Source organism: Pseudomonas sp. 9.3L, assembly GCF_058536285.1.
In genome coordinates this window covers 1,362,835-1,377,620 of record NZ_JBZUBK010000001.1, presented here as the reverse complement: position 1 = coordinate 1,377,620, position 14,786 = coordinate 1,362,835, and the positions used below count along the sequence as shown (strand labels likewise).

Sequence of the window (14,786 nt, the reverse complement as noted above, 5' to 3'; positions counted from 1 at the left end):
AAGAGCAAAAAAAGCACCCATCGGGGTGCTTTTCGAAGCTGGTAGGCACAATTGGACTCGAACCAACGACCCCCACCATGTCAAGGTGGTGCTCTAACCAACTGAGCTATGTGCCTGCTGTGGCGCGGAATTTTACGGATATTCCATCGCCTGTCAACGATTATCATGCCCCGCGCCTTTCAGTGCCCACTGTCATAAAGCCATCATCTTGGCTTGGTACAAGGCTGAACCTTTGTCGCGTTCGAGCCCTTGCCGTGATCCGATTACGCCGTGCCCGCTCCTCGTTTTCTACCCAGCCACTGCTGCGTCGATTCAGCATTGGTGTTCGACTGTTTGGCGGTTTTGCGCTGTGCGCTCTGTTACTGGTAGGCCTGGGGCTCTTCTGCCTGAGCGAAATTCACGCGGTACGTCATCAAGCCGAAGTGATTGAACGCGGGCCTTTGTCCAGCATCGCCCAGGCTGATGGCATCGCATTGGACCTGGCCCGATTGCGCACCGAAGCGGTGCTGTTGCTCACGGCGGCCAATGACCCAGGGGCGTGGGTGAACGGCCGTATTGCCGTTGAGCAGTTGGTCAATAGCTTGGACCAAGGCTTCGACGACTACCTGCGCAGCCTGGATCAAGGCACTGAGCGCGAATCGGTTGAATTGCTGCGCGGGGCCTATGAGCCTTTCAAGCGTGAGCTGAAGGATGCCCTTGGGCTGATTGAAAAACGCCAGGTTGCCGACGGTGTGCAGAAGGTCACGGATGCCCTCGGCCTGCAAGCGGGCCTGATGGACATGCAGGTCCAGTTGCTACGGGAGCTGAATAAACAAACGTCCGCCCAGGCTTTGCAGCAGGCCGCCGCAGCGGCTCAGCGCACGGTACGCATCGTGCCCCTGGCGACTGCCGTCGCGCTGATCGTCATGCTGCTCCTGGCCTGGCGAATGACTGCGAGCATTACCGCGCCCTTACGCCAGGCAGTTCAGGTGGCCCGCGCTATTGCAGACGGTGACCTGCGCGTGGCTATCCCCGTGAGCGGCAACGATGAAAGCGCCCAACTGCTCGCCATGCTTGGCCACATGCGCGACCAACTGCATGGCTTATTGAGCCAGCTAAGCATCAGCGTGGAGCGCCTGAACGCCGGCGTGTCCCATATGGGTACGGCCATGAGCCAGAGTGCCAGTGACCTGCGCCTGCAAGACGCTGAAATCGAGCAGGCGGCCACTGCGGTGAACCAGATGAGCAGTGCGGTAGAAGCCGTGGCCACCAATGCATTGGCCACCTCCGAAGCCTCACGCAGCTCCGCAACGGCGGCGTTCGAGGGTCAGGCCCAGCTCAATGCCGCCATGACCGACATTGACCTGTTGGCCGATAAAGTGGAGAACGCGGCCCACCAGGCGCGCACATTGGAGGGGCAAACTCGGAACATCCATAAGGTGCTGGATGTGATCCGTAACGTCGCCGAACAAACCAACCTGCTAGCGCTCAATGCTGCCATCGAGGCGGCACGGGCAGGCGATGTGGGGCGCGGCTTCGCGGTGGTGGCCGATGAAGTGCGCGGCTTGGCTCATCGAACGGGCGCCTCGACGCGGGAAATTGAGCAGATGATGAGCGAGATACGCGAAGGCACGGCGATGGCCGTTCAGGCCCTGGACGAAAGCGCAGCGCAGGCCGACCACACACGCACCCGTGCGCTGACCGCAAGGGATACCCTGGGCACGATCTGCGACGCGGTGAAGGGCATCGATGGGCGCAACCAAGTGATTGCAAGCGCCGCGCAGCAGCAGGCGCACGCGTCCCGCGACGTTGACAACACCTTGATTAAAATCCGTGCGTTGTCCCTTCAAACTGCCGCGGGGGCTACAGACACCAAAACGGCCAGCGAAGCGTTGGGCCAGTTGGCCGTGGAGCTCAAGCAGATGATGGGGCGGTTTGTGTTGTAGTGAGCTGGCCGGGTGAACCCCGCACTGCCCAGCGATGCAACACCCCTGCCCCACCAGGGTCTTACACACAGTCATCGCGCCTCACGGGTACCTCTTCATGGCTGTCTTGTCTTCACCACGCCGCCGTTGGCTGGCTCTCGCCGCCCTCGGGATGTTCCTTGCCGTGGGCATGCCTTACGGCTGCTCGCGTCTGGCCTATAAAGAGCGGGAACTGATCTTCAACATCGAGCCTGGCCCTGCCAGCTGGTTCACCGGCCTGCCCGCTGGCGTGCGAGAGATGAACATTCCGGCCAGCGCCAACCTTTCCACGCCCCAGCAATACGTACACGCATGGTGGTGGCCTGCGCCGGGCGCCGATGTGCCGGGCGCCGATGCGCCGGCTGCCTTGTACCTGCATGGCACCCGGTGGGACCTGACCGCCCAATTGCGTCGCATCGGCCAACTGCGGGCGCTGGGCTTTTCAGTGCTGGCAATCGATTACCGCGGCTTTGGCCAAAGCCCTGGGGCGTTGCCTTCAGAGCACAGCGTGTACGAGGACGCTGAAGCGGCCTGGGCGCGCTTGGTCAGCCTGCAACCCGACCCCGCCAAACGCTTTATCTACGGCCACTCCCTGGGTGGTGCCATTGCCGTGGAGTTGGCCGAGCGCATCGGAGAGGGCGAAGCACCACCGGCGGCGGGATTGATGATCGAGTCCACCTTCACCAACATGGCCGACGCCGCACAAGCCGTTATTAATACCTCACTGCCCGTGCGCTGGCTGCTGTCTGAGAAGTTCGACTCGGTGGACAAGATCGATAAGGTGAAGATGCCGGTGTTGATCGTCCATGGTACTGACGACAAATACGTGCCCTCGCGCTTTAGCCAAGCGTTGTTTGCTGCCGCCGAGCCGCCCAAGCGTCTGCTATTGGTGCCCGGCGGCACCCATAACAACAGCATGAGCGTAGGCACGCGTGAATACGCCGCAGCTATCAAAGCGCTATTTGGGGTGACCGGTAGCGAGGCACGCTAGAAATAAAATTTTGTTCAGAAACTAACCCAGCGGCGGGGCGTCTGTAGCTCAATTCCGGAGCATTGTCATGAAAGAACCCCGCCACGCTGCTGACCCTGAACACGCTGAACCTGAACACCAGGCCCCCGACACTGAAGAAGAAACGCCGGGCCTGTCCCAAGAAGAAAAAAAGGAAGTCGATAACAGTAAGGCACCGCGCCCTGCCGTGCTTCACGAGATCATCCGCCAACAAGGGGACCATGAGCTTGAGCGCAGCGTAGCGGCGCTGTTCTGGTCGGCGTTGGCCGCAGGCCTCACCATGGGCCTGTCACTCATGGCCATGGGGCTGCTTAATGCGCGCTTGCCTGACACCGAGGCCAGCCATGTGATTGCAAGCTTTGGTTACTCGGCAGGGTTCTTGGCCGTGATACTGGCCCGCCAACAGCTGTTCACCGAAAACACCCTGACGGCCGTTTTGCCAGTAATGACCAACCCCACGCTGGCTAACTTCGGCCGGTTGTTCAGGTTATGGGGCGTGGTGCTGGTCGGTAACCTGGCGGGCACGCTGCTGGTATCGTGGGTAATGCTGCGCTTGCCGATTTTCGACGCCGCAACCGATGCCGCCTTTTTGGACATCGGCCATAAGGTGATGGAAAACGCCCCCATCCAGATGTTCGCTAAAGGCATTATTTCCGGCTGGATGATCGCAACCCTGGTGTGGGTGATCGCAGGCCTGGATAACGCTCGGATCTGGATGATCATCATGGTCACCTACCTCATGGCGTTGGGTGACTTCACCCACATCGTGGTGGGCGCCGCCGAGGTGTCGTACTTGGTCTGGGCAGGCGAGCTGCCGTGGAGCGAGTTCTTGATGAACTTTGCTGGCCCGACCCTGCTGGGCAACATCATCGGCGGCAGCTTGATCTTTGGGTTGATCAGCCACGCGCAGATTCGCAGCGATGCCTCCACCGGATCCGGGGCCGAGCACAACCAAAAAGGCTAGCGGGCCTCAGGCGCACCCTGCGCACTTACGGCTCGCCACCAGGGGCTCCCCTGTCGTGGCGAGAGGATGTCCAGGCGCTCCCCCAGCTGGGGGGTGGCCAATGGCATACCGGCGGCATCGGCCAGTTGGCTAATGCGCTCGAACGGCTCTTGCCAGGCGTGGCTGGCCAAATCAAAGGTACTGTTGTGGATCGGAACCATCCACTGGGCGCCAACGTCTTGTGCAGCCTTCAGGCTTTCCTCTGGCTGCATGTGAACGGTGGGCCAGGCCACGTTGTAGGCGCCGTTTTCCATCAGGGCGACATTGAACGGCCCGTAACGCTCGCCGATCCGCTTGAAGCCGTCGAAATAGCCAGAATCGCCGCTGAAAAACACCCGCCATTGCGGATCGATCATGGCCCACGAGGCCCACAGGGTTTTATTGCTGTCGGTGAGGCCACGCCCTGAGAAATGCTGCCCCGGGGTAGCGACGAAACGGACACCCGCGACGTCCGTGTGCTGCCACCAATCCAACTGGCGGATTTTGCTCGCAGGCACGCCCCACTCTACAAGCGTGTCGCCTACCCCCAACGGGGCCAGAAATACACCTGTGGTTGCCGCCAGGGCCTGGATGCTGTGGTAGTCCAGGTGGTCGTAGTGGTTGTGCGACAGGATCACGGCTGCCAGCGGCGGCAACTGCGCCAGGTCGATAGGTGGAGGGTCGAAGCGCTTTGGCCCTGCCCACTGCACGGGTGAAGCATAGTCGGAGAACACCGGGTCAGTGAGGAAGAACACCCCGTGCGCCTTGATCAGCACCGTGGAATGCCCCAGCCGCCACAGGCTGTTGTCAGGTGCCGCCAGCAACGCCTGGCGAGACACTGGCTGCGAGGGCAGCGGCGTGGGTGGCCGGGTATATGCAGGCTTGCTCAGCAGCAAGTATTTGAAGCCTATCCGTAGTTTTTTCCAGACGCCCTGCTGGGGCGACACGGTCAGGTTCTGGTAGCGGCCCTCTACGCGGCGCGACATAGGAAGGTCAGCGTCTTGCTCGGTTGCACTCACAGCGGGGACAGCCATTAGCAGTGATACTCCTAGGGCAACGATGGGTTTCATTCAGAGGCTCTCGGTTGGCCATGGAAAAAGCACCGCGGCGGACCCTGCCTTGGCTGCTACGCTTAGGGTTCACCCAAGGCAGCATACAGCCCCTTGGGCGTCAGTGCATGGCTCCACCCCCAGAGGCACGCTTGCATAAAGGGAAACGGCCTACCATGGACATCACTGCACTTACCTCGCCCGCTGTGCCTCAGTTTGCGCGCACTCGACGCATTCTGATAATCGTTAGCCTGCTGTTAGGGGTCATCATCATCGGGGCGCTGATCACGTTGCTGACGCTGGCGAACCGCCTGGATCGCACTGAGGTAGAGCGCAGCCGGTTTCTGGTCGACAAAGCCCTGCAAACCCGTGCGTCAGGCAACATGGCCCTGCTGATTACCAATGCGGTGTGGGATGCAGCCCATCAGGCCTTGGCAACCGGGCCGGTGGATCGGCAATGGGCTATGGCCGAGGGCAATTTGGGCGTTGCCCTGTACACCACCTCAAGCTTCGAAGGGGTGTTTGTGATAGACCGGCGGCTGACCCGCTACAGCCTCTACAAGGGCCAATCGAGCGAGGCGCCGTTCAGTGGCTTCATCGATGCACCACAAGCACAAATCGTCGAAGCGGCCCGGCAGGCGGCCCCCACTCGCGAGGGCATTAGCCGCTACGTGCTGTTCAATGGGTGGCCTGCGTTATTAGTAGCGGCCGTCATTCAGCCTGAGAGCACCCGGCCGGGGTTGGACCTGCAACAGGCACCGGTGATGGTATTCGTCGACCAGCTCTCGGCTGAAAAACTGGCACTGTTGGGCGAAAGCTTTGGCTTGAAAAAGCTGAGCGTGGACCGCAAACCTATTAGTCGAGCCCGCATGGCGCTGGGCAGCACCGGGTTTTTCCTGACGTGGACGCAAGCCCAACCGGGCCGCGAGTTGCTCTGGGGTGTGCTGCCAGGCTTGCTGGGCATTGGCGCGGTACTGGTGATGTTGCTGGGGTATTTCTTTTTCTTCGCCATACGCACATCGAGGCAACTTGACCATCACCTGCAAGGGTTACGTGCCAGCAACCGCGCACTCGAAGCGAGTGAAGAACGCTTTCGAACCGTGGCCGAAGCAGCATCGGACTGGATCTGGGAAGCAGACAGCCGTGGTCGGCTCACGTACCTGTCAGGGCGCTTTGCGCACGTGACCGGCTACAGCGTTGAGGCGTGGATAAGCGTGCCCATCGAGCAACTGCTCACCTGCGACACGACGCCCATCGCGCCCTGGCTCGCCTCGTTGCCAGAACATCCCGCGAGCTCCGCGACCCTGCGCTGCGCGTATCGGGATATAAAGGCCGAGCGTCGGCACTGCCGCGTTTCAGCGCGACCTATTCTGGAAGGCGGCCAGGTGATAGGGTTTCGCGGGACCGCCAGCGATATCACAGATGAAGTGGCTGCCCACGCGCAGATTCAACATTTATCCTTGCACGATGCCCTCACCGGGCTGCCCAATCGTAATCTGCTATGCCGCTACCTGGACGAGGCGCTCAGCGCCCGGCAGGAGGCGCCCCCGCTAACGCTGTTTCTCATAGACCTGGATAACTTCAAACCCATCAACGACACCCTGGGCCACCCCGCCGGGGATGTCGTGCTGCGCGAGATAGCCAAGCGCCTGAAGGCAGCAACCCGAGACCTGGACTTGGTAGCTCGGCTTGGCGGTGATGAGTTTGTGCTGATCTTGTGTGGCGCCCAAAGCCGCCTGGAGCTAGACCGCTTCTGCCAGCGCCTGATCGACAGCCTGCGCCAACCGGTGCATTACGGTGAGCACAGCCTGACGGTTGGCGCTAGCCTGGGAATTGCCCAGAGCCGGCTACAAGGCTACGACAGCAATGAGTTGATCCGCTGCGCGGACATAGCGCTCTATGAAGCCAAAGCCCATGGCAAAGACACGTGGCGGTATTTTTGCGAGCAGATGGGTGAACAAATCCAACACCGGCGCCGGCTAGAGGCTCAATTGCGCCTGGCCATCCTCAACCAGGAGCTGGTGCTGCACTACCAGCCACGTTACGAAGTCAACGGGCTGGCCATTGTCTCGGTAGAAGCGCTGGTGCGCTGGAATCACCCGGTAGAGGGTTTAATTGCGCCAGATCTCTTTATCCCCGTAGCCGAGCAGTCAGAGCTGATCGTGCTGCTGGGCCGCTGGGTATTACGAGAGGCCTGCCGAACGGCCTGCCAGTGGCCTCAACCTTTGACCGTCTCGGTTAACTTGTCGCCGGCGCAGTTCGCGCGCAGCGACGTAGTCAAGGATGTGCGCGACACCCTGATCGCCACCGGCCTGCCTGCGCAGCGGCTTGAGCTGGAGATCACCGAAAACGTCATGCTGACGGCCATCGACAGCGCTCTGAGCACTATGACTGCCCTCAAGGAGCTGGGTGTGAAGTTAAACATGGATGACTTCGGCACGGGCTACTCCTCGTTGGGCTATCTGCGCGCCTACCCTTTTGACAGCATCAAGATCGATCGCCGCTTTGTCGCAGCGCTGAGCACCAGTAATGCCCACGAAGGCGACCGGGCGGTGATACGCGCCATCATCAATCTGGGCCAGGCGATGGGCATGACCGTCACGGCCGAGGGGGTTGAAACCGAGCAGCAATTGCAGGCCTTGACCCTTGATCACTGCCATGAAGTGCAGGGGTACTTCCTCAGCCGACCAGTGGACAAAGACGCGCTGATGAGCCTGCTGACCGGGCCGCGCGAGGCCCAAGTGAAGGGGCGGATGAGCGCCGGCTGACACCGCCCCTCATCAGTGGTTACAAAACAGGGGTCGTCTCGCTAAACTGCCCGGTCATACCTTTTCGCACAGTGGCTCGAATGGCACACAGCTTCAGCGACGACGTCGCACTCATCGGCCGCATCGAGGCCGTTCCCAACCTGCTAAAAGTTTTATGCGACAGTATCGGGCTGCGCTTCGCCGCCGTGGCGCGGGTCAGCGATACACAGTGGACAGCCTGTGCGGTGGAAGATCGTCTAGGGACAGGCCCACAGGTCGGGGGGCAGCTGCCTTTGCAGACCACCTTGTGTGATGAGGTACGCGATACCCACCGCACGATCGTCATCGATCATGCCAGCACGGACCCGCTGTATTGCAACCACCACACACCGCGCCTCTATGCCTTTGAAAGTTACATCGCGGTGCCACTGTTTTTCCCGGATGGCCGGTTGTTCGGCACCCTCTGCGCCTTTGACCCGCTACCCCGCCCTTTAAAAAACGGCCCGGCGGTCGCGGTCGCCGAATCCTTCGCTAGGTTATTGTCCAGCTTGATGGAGGCACAGGACCGCCAGCAGTACACCGAACAGGCCTTGCTGATGGAAAAAGACGCTGCTGAGTTGCGTGAACAGTTTATTGCCGTACTTGGCCACGACCTGCGCAACCCGCTGTTTGCCATGAGCGCCGGTGCGGAGTTGCTACTACGTCGAGGGCAGGATGAACGCACGACGGCGGTGTTGCGCAATATTCTTACCGCAGGCGAGCGCGCCTCGAAGCTGGTAGCAGACGTACTGGACTTCGCCCGAGGCCGGCTCGGGGGTGGAATCAATGTCACCCTCGCACCCTGCCTTGATCTCTCCAGCACCATGCGCCACGTCGTGGATGAACTTCAGAGCATCCACCCCGAGCGCCACGTAGCCTTGACGATGGGGGATATCGATGGCGTGACCTGCGACCCTCAACGTATTGCCCAGTTGGTTTCCAATCTTGCGAGCAATGCCCTGACACACGGCGACAAGGCAGGCACAGTGACGGTCAGCGCACAGCACGGGGAAGCGGGCTTGACCATCAGCGTGCATAACCCAGGGCCTGTCATCGAAGGGCTGACCCTGCTCAAGCTGTTTCAACCGTTCCGCCGTGGGCGCACCCCCTCAAGTGGTGGGTCGGGGTTAGGCCTGGGCTTGTATATTGCCCAACAGATCGCCGTGGCCCATGGGGGCCGGCTGGAGGTCACCTCCACGGCCCAGGACGGCACCCTGTTCAGCTTTTACTTGCCCGATCCTGTAGTGCCACCGCACAACGCCTAACCTTTTGTCGGGGCCTGGATCCCCTTCCTCAAGCACCTCGCCCCTTTGCCGATGCCTTAAACATCTTCCCCCGGCTTCTGGTCAGGTACCTGCAATGTTTGGAAAAAGACAAAAAGCGGAGTTAGCCTCGTTGCGCGAAGAACTGGCCTTGGTCCAGCAAATTCGGGGCAGTTTGAACAATGACATGATCGCCATCCATCTGGACCCTCAAGGGCGGATCGTGCACGTCAACGCCAACTTTGAGAGAGAAATGCTGTACTCCCAGCAGGAGCTGCTGGGCAAACCCCTCGACGAACTGGTGCCCGATCACGTAAAGCGCGACCCGCTCCACGGGCGCGTACGAACGGCCCTGACGAAAGGCGAACACTTCTCGGGGGTGTTGCGGCTGCTGCGCAAAGACGGACGCGAGGCATGGCTGCGCGCCTTACTGCAGCCTGGCAAGGGCCCCGACGGCAAGGTAGTGGTGTTTTATATTTACGCCAGTGACCTCACCCGCACCATTGAAACCTCCCGCGAACAGGAAGGCGTGATCAAGGCGCTGCTGCGCTCGACGGCCGTGATCGAATTTGACCTGCAGGGCAACGTGATCACGGCCAATGACAGGTTCCTCACGGCCATGGGCTACCGCCTGGACCAGATAAAGGGCAAACACCACCGGCTGTTCTGCCTGGCCGAAGAGTACAACTCGGCCGACTACCAGGCGTTTTGGGACCAACTGCGCCGGGGAGAATACGTTGCCAGGCGGTTCGAACGCGTTGACAGTCGCGGGCAGCCCGTCTGGCTGGAAGCCTCTTACAATCCGGTGCTCGATCCCAATGACAGGCTTATCAAAGTGGTCAAGTTCGCCACCCTGATTACCGATCAGGTAAACCGGGAAAAGACCGTGGCGGACGCGGCCAACCTGGCCTATAGCACCTCCATTCAAACCGATAGCTGTGCCCACCGTGGCGCCGACGTGGTGCAACAGACCGTGGCGGTGATGCGCAACCTGGCTCAGCACATGGAAGAGGCTGCCGAAGGTATACAGGCGCTGGATCAGCAGAGCCAAGTGATCACGACCATCATCAAGACCATCAGCGGCATTGCCGAACAGACCAACCTGCTGGCGCTCAATGCCGCCATCGAGGCTGCGCGCGCCGGGGAGCAAGGCCGAGGCTTCGCAGTGGTGGCAGACGAGGTGCGCCAGCTGGCGTCGCGCACTACTCAGGCCACGGCTGAAATTGCTGGCGTGGTGCAACAGAACCAACGGCTTGCCTCAGACGCGGTCAGCGTTATCACCACCGGTAAGCAACAAGCGCAGGAAGGCCTCACCCTGGCCGGTCAGGCGGGCAGCGTAATCGTGGAAATTCAAGACGGCGCCAGGAAGGTGGTCAGCGCCGTTGGGCAGTTCACTACGCACCTGGGCACCTGAACTGCGGGTTCAGGCCTGTCGGTAGGGCAAGGCTTCGCGCGCCTGCTCGGCATACAGGCTAATGCCCTCGCGTTCGCGATCGAGGAACTCCACCACCGCGGCGCGCAGCCCAGGGTGCAGCAGGTAGTGCCAGGAGCGCGTGATGACCGGTTCAAAGCCCCTGATCAGCTTATGCTCGCCCTGAGCCCCAGCATCGAACCGGGCCAAGCCCAGGCCGATAGCGTGGTCCATGCCTTGGTAGAAGCAGGTTTCAAAGTGAAGCCGGTCGAACTCTGCCAGGCTGCCCCAATAGCGGCCATACAGGGTGTTTCCGTCCATCAAGCAGAACGCCATCGCGACAGGCTGGCCCTGCTGGTAGGCAAAGGCAATGCGGATAGCCTCGGGCATGCGCTCAGCCAACAGGCTGAAGAACAGCCGTGTCAGGTACGGCGCCTGACCGCGGACTTCGTACGTATTGGCATAGCACGCGTAGACGAAGTCCCATTGCGCCTCACTCAACGCGGCCCCGGTCAGCCACTGGAACTCAAAGCCTTGGGCGGCTACTTGCTCACGCTCTTTGCGCATCTGTTTGCGTTTGCGTGAACTAAGGGTGTCTAGAAAATCCTGGAAGTCCCGGTACCCCCGGTTGTGCCAGTGGAATTGGCAGCCCCAGCGCTCAAGCCAGTCAGGCTCAGCGGCCATACGCTGATCCAGGGCGGGGTCGGTAAAGTTGATGTGGGCGCTGGAGTACCCCGCCTCGGCCAACTGCACCGGCAAGGCTCGCAACAGCGCCATGCCGGCGTCCAAGTGAGGCGCAAGCACCCGGGGGCCGGTCACGGGGCTAAAGGGCACCGCGCACAACAGCTTGGGGTAATAGGGTATACCTGCTCGCCGGCAGGCGTCGGCCCAGCCATGATCGAACACGTACTCACCATACGAATGGACCTTGCGGTAGGCAGGCAGTGCCGCCACCAACGTGCCCTCCTCCCACAACAGGCGGTGCTCGGCCTGCCAGCCAGTGCCCGGGCCAATGCTTGCGCTGTCTTCCAGGCTGCTTAGAAAGCCATGCCGTAGAAAGGGCTGTGCGTCGACCAGCAGCCCATCCCACGTTGCGGCCGGGACATCCGCCAGGCGGGTCGCGATTTCAATGGTCATTTCTCACTTCATCCCAAGCGCCGTAGTAGGTCGAGTATCGCGTAAAAGCGTTAGTGAATCACCGCTGCAATGGCCAACGGTCTGCCCACTGCTCGTAGTAGCACTAGGGCGCGGTCTGAAAGGCCCGTACCAGAGCAGGGGTTGCCGCTGCGCTTGTCACCAATCTGCCATTTGTTTGCCACCACGCTGTCATAACCCCTCGCAATACTTGCGCCAGTTTTTAGAAGACGGGGGCGGTGCAGGCCTAACCCCGCTCTCACGTCCAACCGGACCTGTCTTGGGGTGACCACCATCCCCCGCTTTTAACCCTGGGAGTATTGTATGCGTCTTGTTTCAACACGAACCGGAGCAGGTGTATGCGCGGCCATGCTGTTGGCCGCCAGTGTGCCCGCCACTGCTGCCGTGGACGATAAGCTACTGGAAATACTTCGGGCCAACGGTTCGATCAACGCCAACCAGTATGCCGAACTCAAAGGCGACCTGGCCAAGGAGCAAGCGGCTCAGCAACAGGTGGCTGCCCAGCAAGTAAAGAAAGAAGACCTCAGCGCCTTCCAGCAAAAAGTGGCATGGGCTTCCAAGACCCAGATCAAGGGCGACGTACGCTTGCGCTACGAAGACCAGAATACCGACGGCGCGGCCAGCAACAGCGGCAAAGATCAGGACCGCCAGCGCGTGCGCGCGCGCTTTGGTGTGTACAGCGAGATCAACCCTCAAGTGGACGCTGGTATCCGCCTGGCCACCGGCAGCAGCAGCGACGCCCGCTCCACCAACGAAAACCTGGACAACTACTTCGTAAAGAAGAGCTCCTGGGTGGACTTGGCTTACTTGGATTGGCACCCCACGGCCGTGCCTAACCTGCACCTGATTGGCGGCAAGATGACCCAGCCCTGGGTGAGCATGGGCGACGTCATCTGGGACGGTGACGTGAACCCCGAGGGCGCGACCGCTACCTACAAGCACGCCATTGGCGGTAAGTCCGAGCTGTTCGGTAGCGCAGGCTACTACAACCTCAAGGACAACGTAGACGGCGAAGGTGTTGAGTTCCGTCACGATCTGCGGATGTATGCAGGCCAGTTGGGCGGCCGCTTTGGCGTGACCGACAACCTCAAGTTGACCGTAGGCGGTAGCGTTTACAGCTTCGACGGCGATGGCACAGACACCATCAACACCCTGTCCATCAATGGCAATACACCTAACGAGCAGTTCAAGCTGTACGAAGGATTTGCCCAGGTTGATGTCAGCGGGCTGCCGATTCCTTTAGCGGTGTATGGCCAGTACGTGAAGAACGCTGACGCCAGCAACGATCAAGACGTTGCCTGGCTGGCGGGTGCCAAGACCAAAGTGTTCGAGAAGTGGAGCCTGGACTACAACTATCGCGACGTGCAGCGTAACGCGGTGGTGGGCGCCTTTACTGATTCGGACTTTGGTGGCGGCTACACCGGCGCGCGGGGTCATAAGTTCAAGGTCGGCTACGACATCGACAAGAACTTCGCCCTGGGTGCGACCTACTTCCTGGCTGAATCCGATACCTACAACCGCCTCAAAACCGACGCAGACGTAGACACCCTGCAAGTGGACCTGGAAGCCAAGTTCTAACGCAGTTGTAGCAGCCTGCCTTGGCAGCGACAGGCCTTCCACCGAGTGGGAGCCGTTCGCTGCCAAGGCAGGCTGCTACACCACTGCGAGATGGGGCTTAGTCGTCCAACTCTGGAAAGAGAACGCTGGTAAAGCCAAAGCGACTGAAGTCAGCGATACGTGACGGGTACAGCCGGCCAATCAGGTGATCGACCTCGTGTTGCACCACCCTGGCATGGAAGTCATACGCTTCCCGCTGTATCGGCGCGCCCTGTACGTCCACCCCTTCGTAGCGAATGTGCTTGTAGCGCGGCACTGTGCCTCGCAACCCAGGTATGGACAAGCACCCTTCCCAGCCCTCTTCGAGCGTAGCGCTTAGCGGGGTGATTAACGGGTTGATCAACACTGTACGCTCTACCGCACTCGCCTCTGGATAACGCGCCGCCGCGTCGAACCCAAACACAATCACTTGCAGGTCTACGCCAATCTGTGGCGCCGCCAGGCCTACACCCCCTGCGGCCTGCATGGTGGCGAACATATCCGCTACCAACTCCTGCAATTCATGACTACCCAACAGCGCGTCAGGCACCGCGGGCGCAATGCGCAGGAGGCGCTCGTCACCCATCTTGAGAATGTCCCGGATCATAACGCCTCTCTGACTGAGCTCAGGTTTTCGCACCGCCAAGCCCGGCTCGTTCGTCTTCACTGCCACCGGAGGGTACGCCTGGCGCTTTCTCGCCCTTGTCCTTGCCTTCGCTGGACATGTGCTCGATCACGGCATTCATTTCTGCGCCCAGCAACAGCACCGCCGATGAGATATAGAAATACAGCAACAAGATAATGATCGCGCCAATGCTGCCGTACATAGCGTTGTAGTCGGCAAAATTTTGTACGTAGTACGCAAAGCCCACAGACGCGATGATCCACACCACCACAGCCAGCACCGCACCTGGCGTCAGGAACTTAAAGCTCTGGTCAACATCGGGGATCAGGTAATAGATGAGGGCAACCGACAGCATCAGCAACACCACCACGACGGGCCAGCGCGCCAGGGTCCACAGGGTCACGGTAAAGCTTTCCAGCCCAATGTAACCTGCGATCCAGTTCATCACCTGAGGCCCGAGCACCATCAATGCAGCCGCGCACAGCAACATCCCGGCCAAGCCTACGGTGTACAAAACAGACAGTGGCAGGCGCTTCCAGGCTGGGCGGCCTTCTGCTACGTCGTAGGCAGCATTGAGCGCGCTCATAAGCGAGCGTATGCCCGCCGAGGCCGTCCACAGGGCCGCGATGATACCGAACGAAAGAAACCCACCTTCTGACTTCTGCAATTGATCGATCACAGGGTTGACCGAATCCAGTGCCTTGGGGGGCAATACCATGCCCGCCTGTTCACGTAGCCACGAGAAAAAATCCGGCAGGTGGAGAAAGCCGATCAGCGCGATAAGAAATAAAAGAAACGGGAACAGCGAGAACAACATTTGATACGCCAATGCCGAGGCATAGGTGGACATTTCGTCCTTTGAAAACTCTTGCACGGTGCGGATCATCACCTTGCTGAACGGCAACTTTTTCATATCTGGAAAGATCATGCGGCGGCTCCTTGACTCTGCCCCTTGGCCCCCTCGGGCC

At 60.5% G+C, this 14,786-nt stretch carries 11 protein-coding genes, 1 tRNA gene and 1 pseudogene; 8 read left to right on the top strand and 5 right to left on the bottom strand.

Annotation, left to right across the window (positions count from 1 at the left end; genetic code table 11):
• Positions 1-39 precede the first annotated feature (39 nt).
• A tRNA-Val gene (locus tag AC4LE2_RS06300) sits at positions 40-116 on the bottom strand.
• Between AC4LE2_RS06300 and AC4LE2_RS06295 the strand changes: the two genes are divergently transcribed.
• From AC4LE2_RS06295 to AC4LE2_RS06285, 3 genes are all read left to right on the top strand, one after another.
• The gene (locus AC4LE2_RS06295; protein ID WP_491828067.1) at positions 78-1,925 is read left to right on the top strand and encodes a methyl-accepting chemotaxis protein; all 1,848 of its coding nucleotides are present in this window, start codon (positions 78-80) and stop codon (positions 1,923-1,925) included. The genes AC4LE2_RS06300 and AC4LE2_RS06295 overlap by 39 nt on opposite strands.
• 97 nt (positions 1,926-2,022) lie before the next feature.
• A complete protein-coding gene (locus AC4LE2_RS06290; protein WP_491824914.1) occupies positions 2,023-2,934 on the top strand; it encodes an alpha/beta hydrolase in 912 nt (303 codons plus the stop codon).
• 67 nt (positions 2,935-3,001) lie between these two features.
• Positions 3,002-3,916: a formate/nitrite transporter family protein gene (locus AC4LE2_RS06285; RefSeq protein WP_491824912.1), complete on the top strand. Its 915-nt coding sequence runs from the start codon at positions 3,002-3,004 to the stop codon at positions 3,914-3,916.
• Here AC4LE2_RS06285 and AC4LE2_RS06280 read toward each other — a convergent pair.
• Positions 3,913-4,968 (bottom strand): MBL fold metallo-hydrolase, encoded by a 1,056-nt coding sequence (locus AC4LE2_RS06280; RefSeq protein WP_491824910.1) that lies wholly within the window; start codon positions 4,966-4,968, stop codon positions 3,913-3,915. The two genes, AC4LE2_RS06285 and AC4LE2_RS06280, sit on opposite strands and share 4 nt — an antisense overlap.
• A gap of 191 nt (positions 4,969-5,159) precedes the next feature.
• Between AC4LE2_RS06280 and AC4LE2_RS06275 the strand changes: the two genes are divergently transcribed.
• From AC4LE2_RS06275 to AC4LE2_RS06260, 4 genes and pseudogenes are all read left to right on the top strand, one after another.
• Positions 5,160-7,751, top strand: a complete 2,592-nt coding sequence (locus tag AC4LE2_RS06275; RefSeq protein WP_491824909.1) for a bifunctional diguanylate cyclase/phosphodiesterase — start codon at positions 5,160-5,162, stop codon at positions 7,749-7,751.
• An 80-nt stretch (positions 7,752-7,831) separates the two neighbouring features.
• Complete coding sequence (locus AC4LE2_RS06270; protein ID WP_491824906.1) at positions 7,832-9,034, top strand: GAF domain-containing sensor histidine kinase; 1,203 nt, start codon at positions 7,832-7,834, stop codon at positions 9,032-9,034.
• 94 nt (positions 9,035-9,128) lie between these two features.
• Positions 9,129-9,902: pseudogene (locus AC4LE2_RS06265) on the top strand (PAS domain-containing protein); the annotation flags it as partial.
• 15 nt (positions 9,903-9,917) lie between these two features.
• The gene (locus AC4LE2_RS06260) at positions 9,918-10,445 is read left to right on the top strand and encodes a methyl-accepting chemotaxis protein (protein WP_491828066.1); all 528 of its coding nucleotides are present in this window, start codon (positions 9,918-9,920) and stop codon (positions 10,443-10,445) included.
• A gap of 9 nt (positions 10,446-10,454) precedes the next feature.
• Here the strand turns inward: AC4LE2_RS06260 and AC4LE2_RS06255 are convergent, their stop codons facing one another.
• Positions 10,455-11,579 carry a GNAT family N-acetyltransferase gene (locus AC4LE2_RS06255; RefSeq protein WP_491824904.1) on the bottom strand — a complete coding sequence of 375 codons (1,125 nt, stop codon included), beginning with the start codon at positions 11,577-11,579 and terminating at the stop codon, positions 10,455-10,457.
• 321 nt (positions 11,580-11,900) lie between these two features.
• Here AC4LE2_RS06255 and AC4LE2_RS06250 point away from each other — a divergent pair, with 321 nt between their 5' ends.
• A complete protein-coding gene (locus AC4LE2_RS06250) occupies positions 11,901-13,175 on the top strand; it encodes a putative porin (RefSeq protein WP_491824903.1) in 1,275 nt (424 codons plus the stop codon).
• Positions 13,176-13,272: 97 nt separating this feature from the next.
• Here AC4LE2_RS06250 and def read toward each other — a convergent pair whose 3' ends face one another.
• Together def and AC4LE2_RS06240 are read right to left on the bottom strand one after the other, a co-directional pair.
• Positions 13,273-13,800: a peptide deformylase gene (gene def / locus AC4LE2_RS06245; protein WP_491824901.1), complete on the bottom strand. Its 528-nt coding sequence runs from the start codon at positions 13,798-13,800 to the stop codon at positions 13,273-13,275.
• Between the two features lie 19 nt (positions 13,801-13,819).
• The gene (locus AC4LE2_RS06240) at positions 13,820-14,746 is read right to left on the bottom strand and encodes a YihY/virulence factor BrkB family protein (RefSeq protein ID WP_491824900.1); all 927 of its coding nucleotides are present in this window, start codon (positions 14,744-14,746) and stop codon (positions 13,820-13,822) included.
• Positions 14,747-14,786 lie beyond the last annotated feature (40 nt).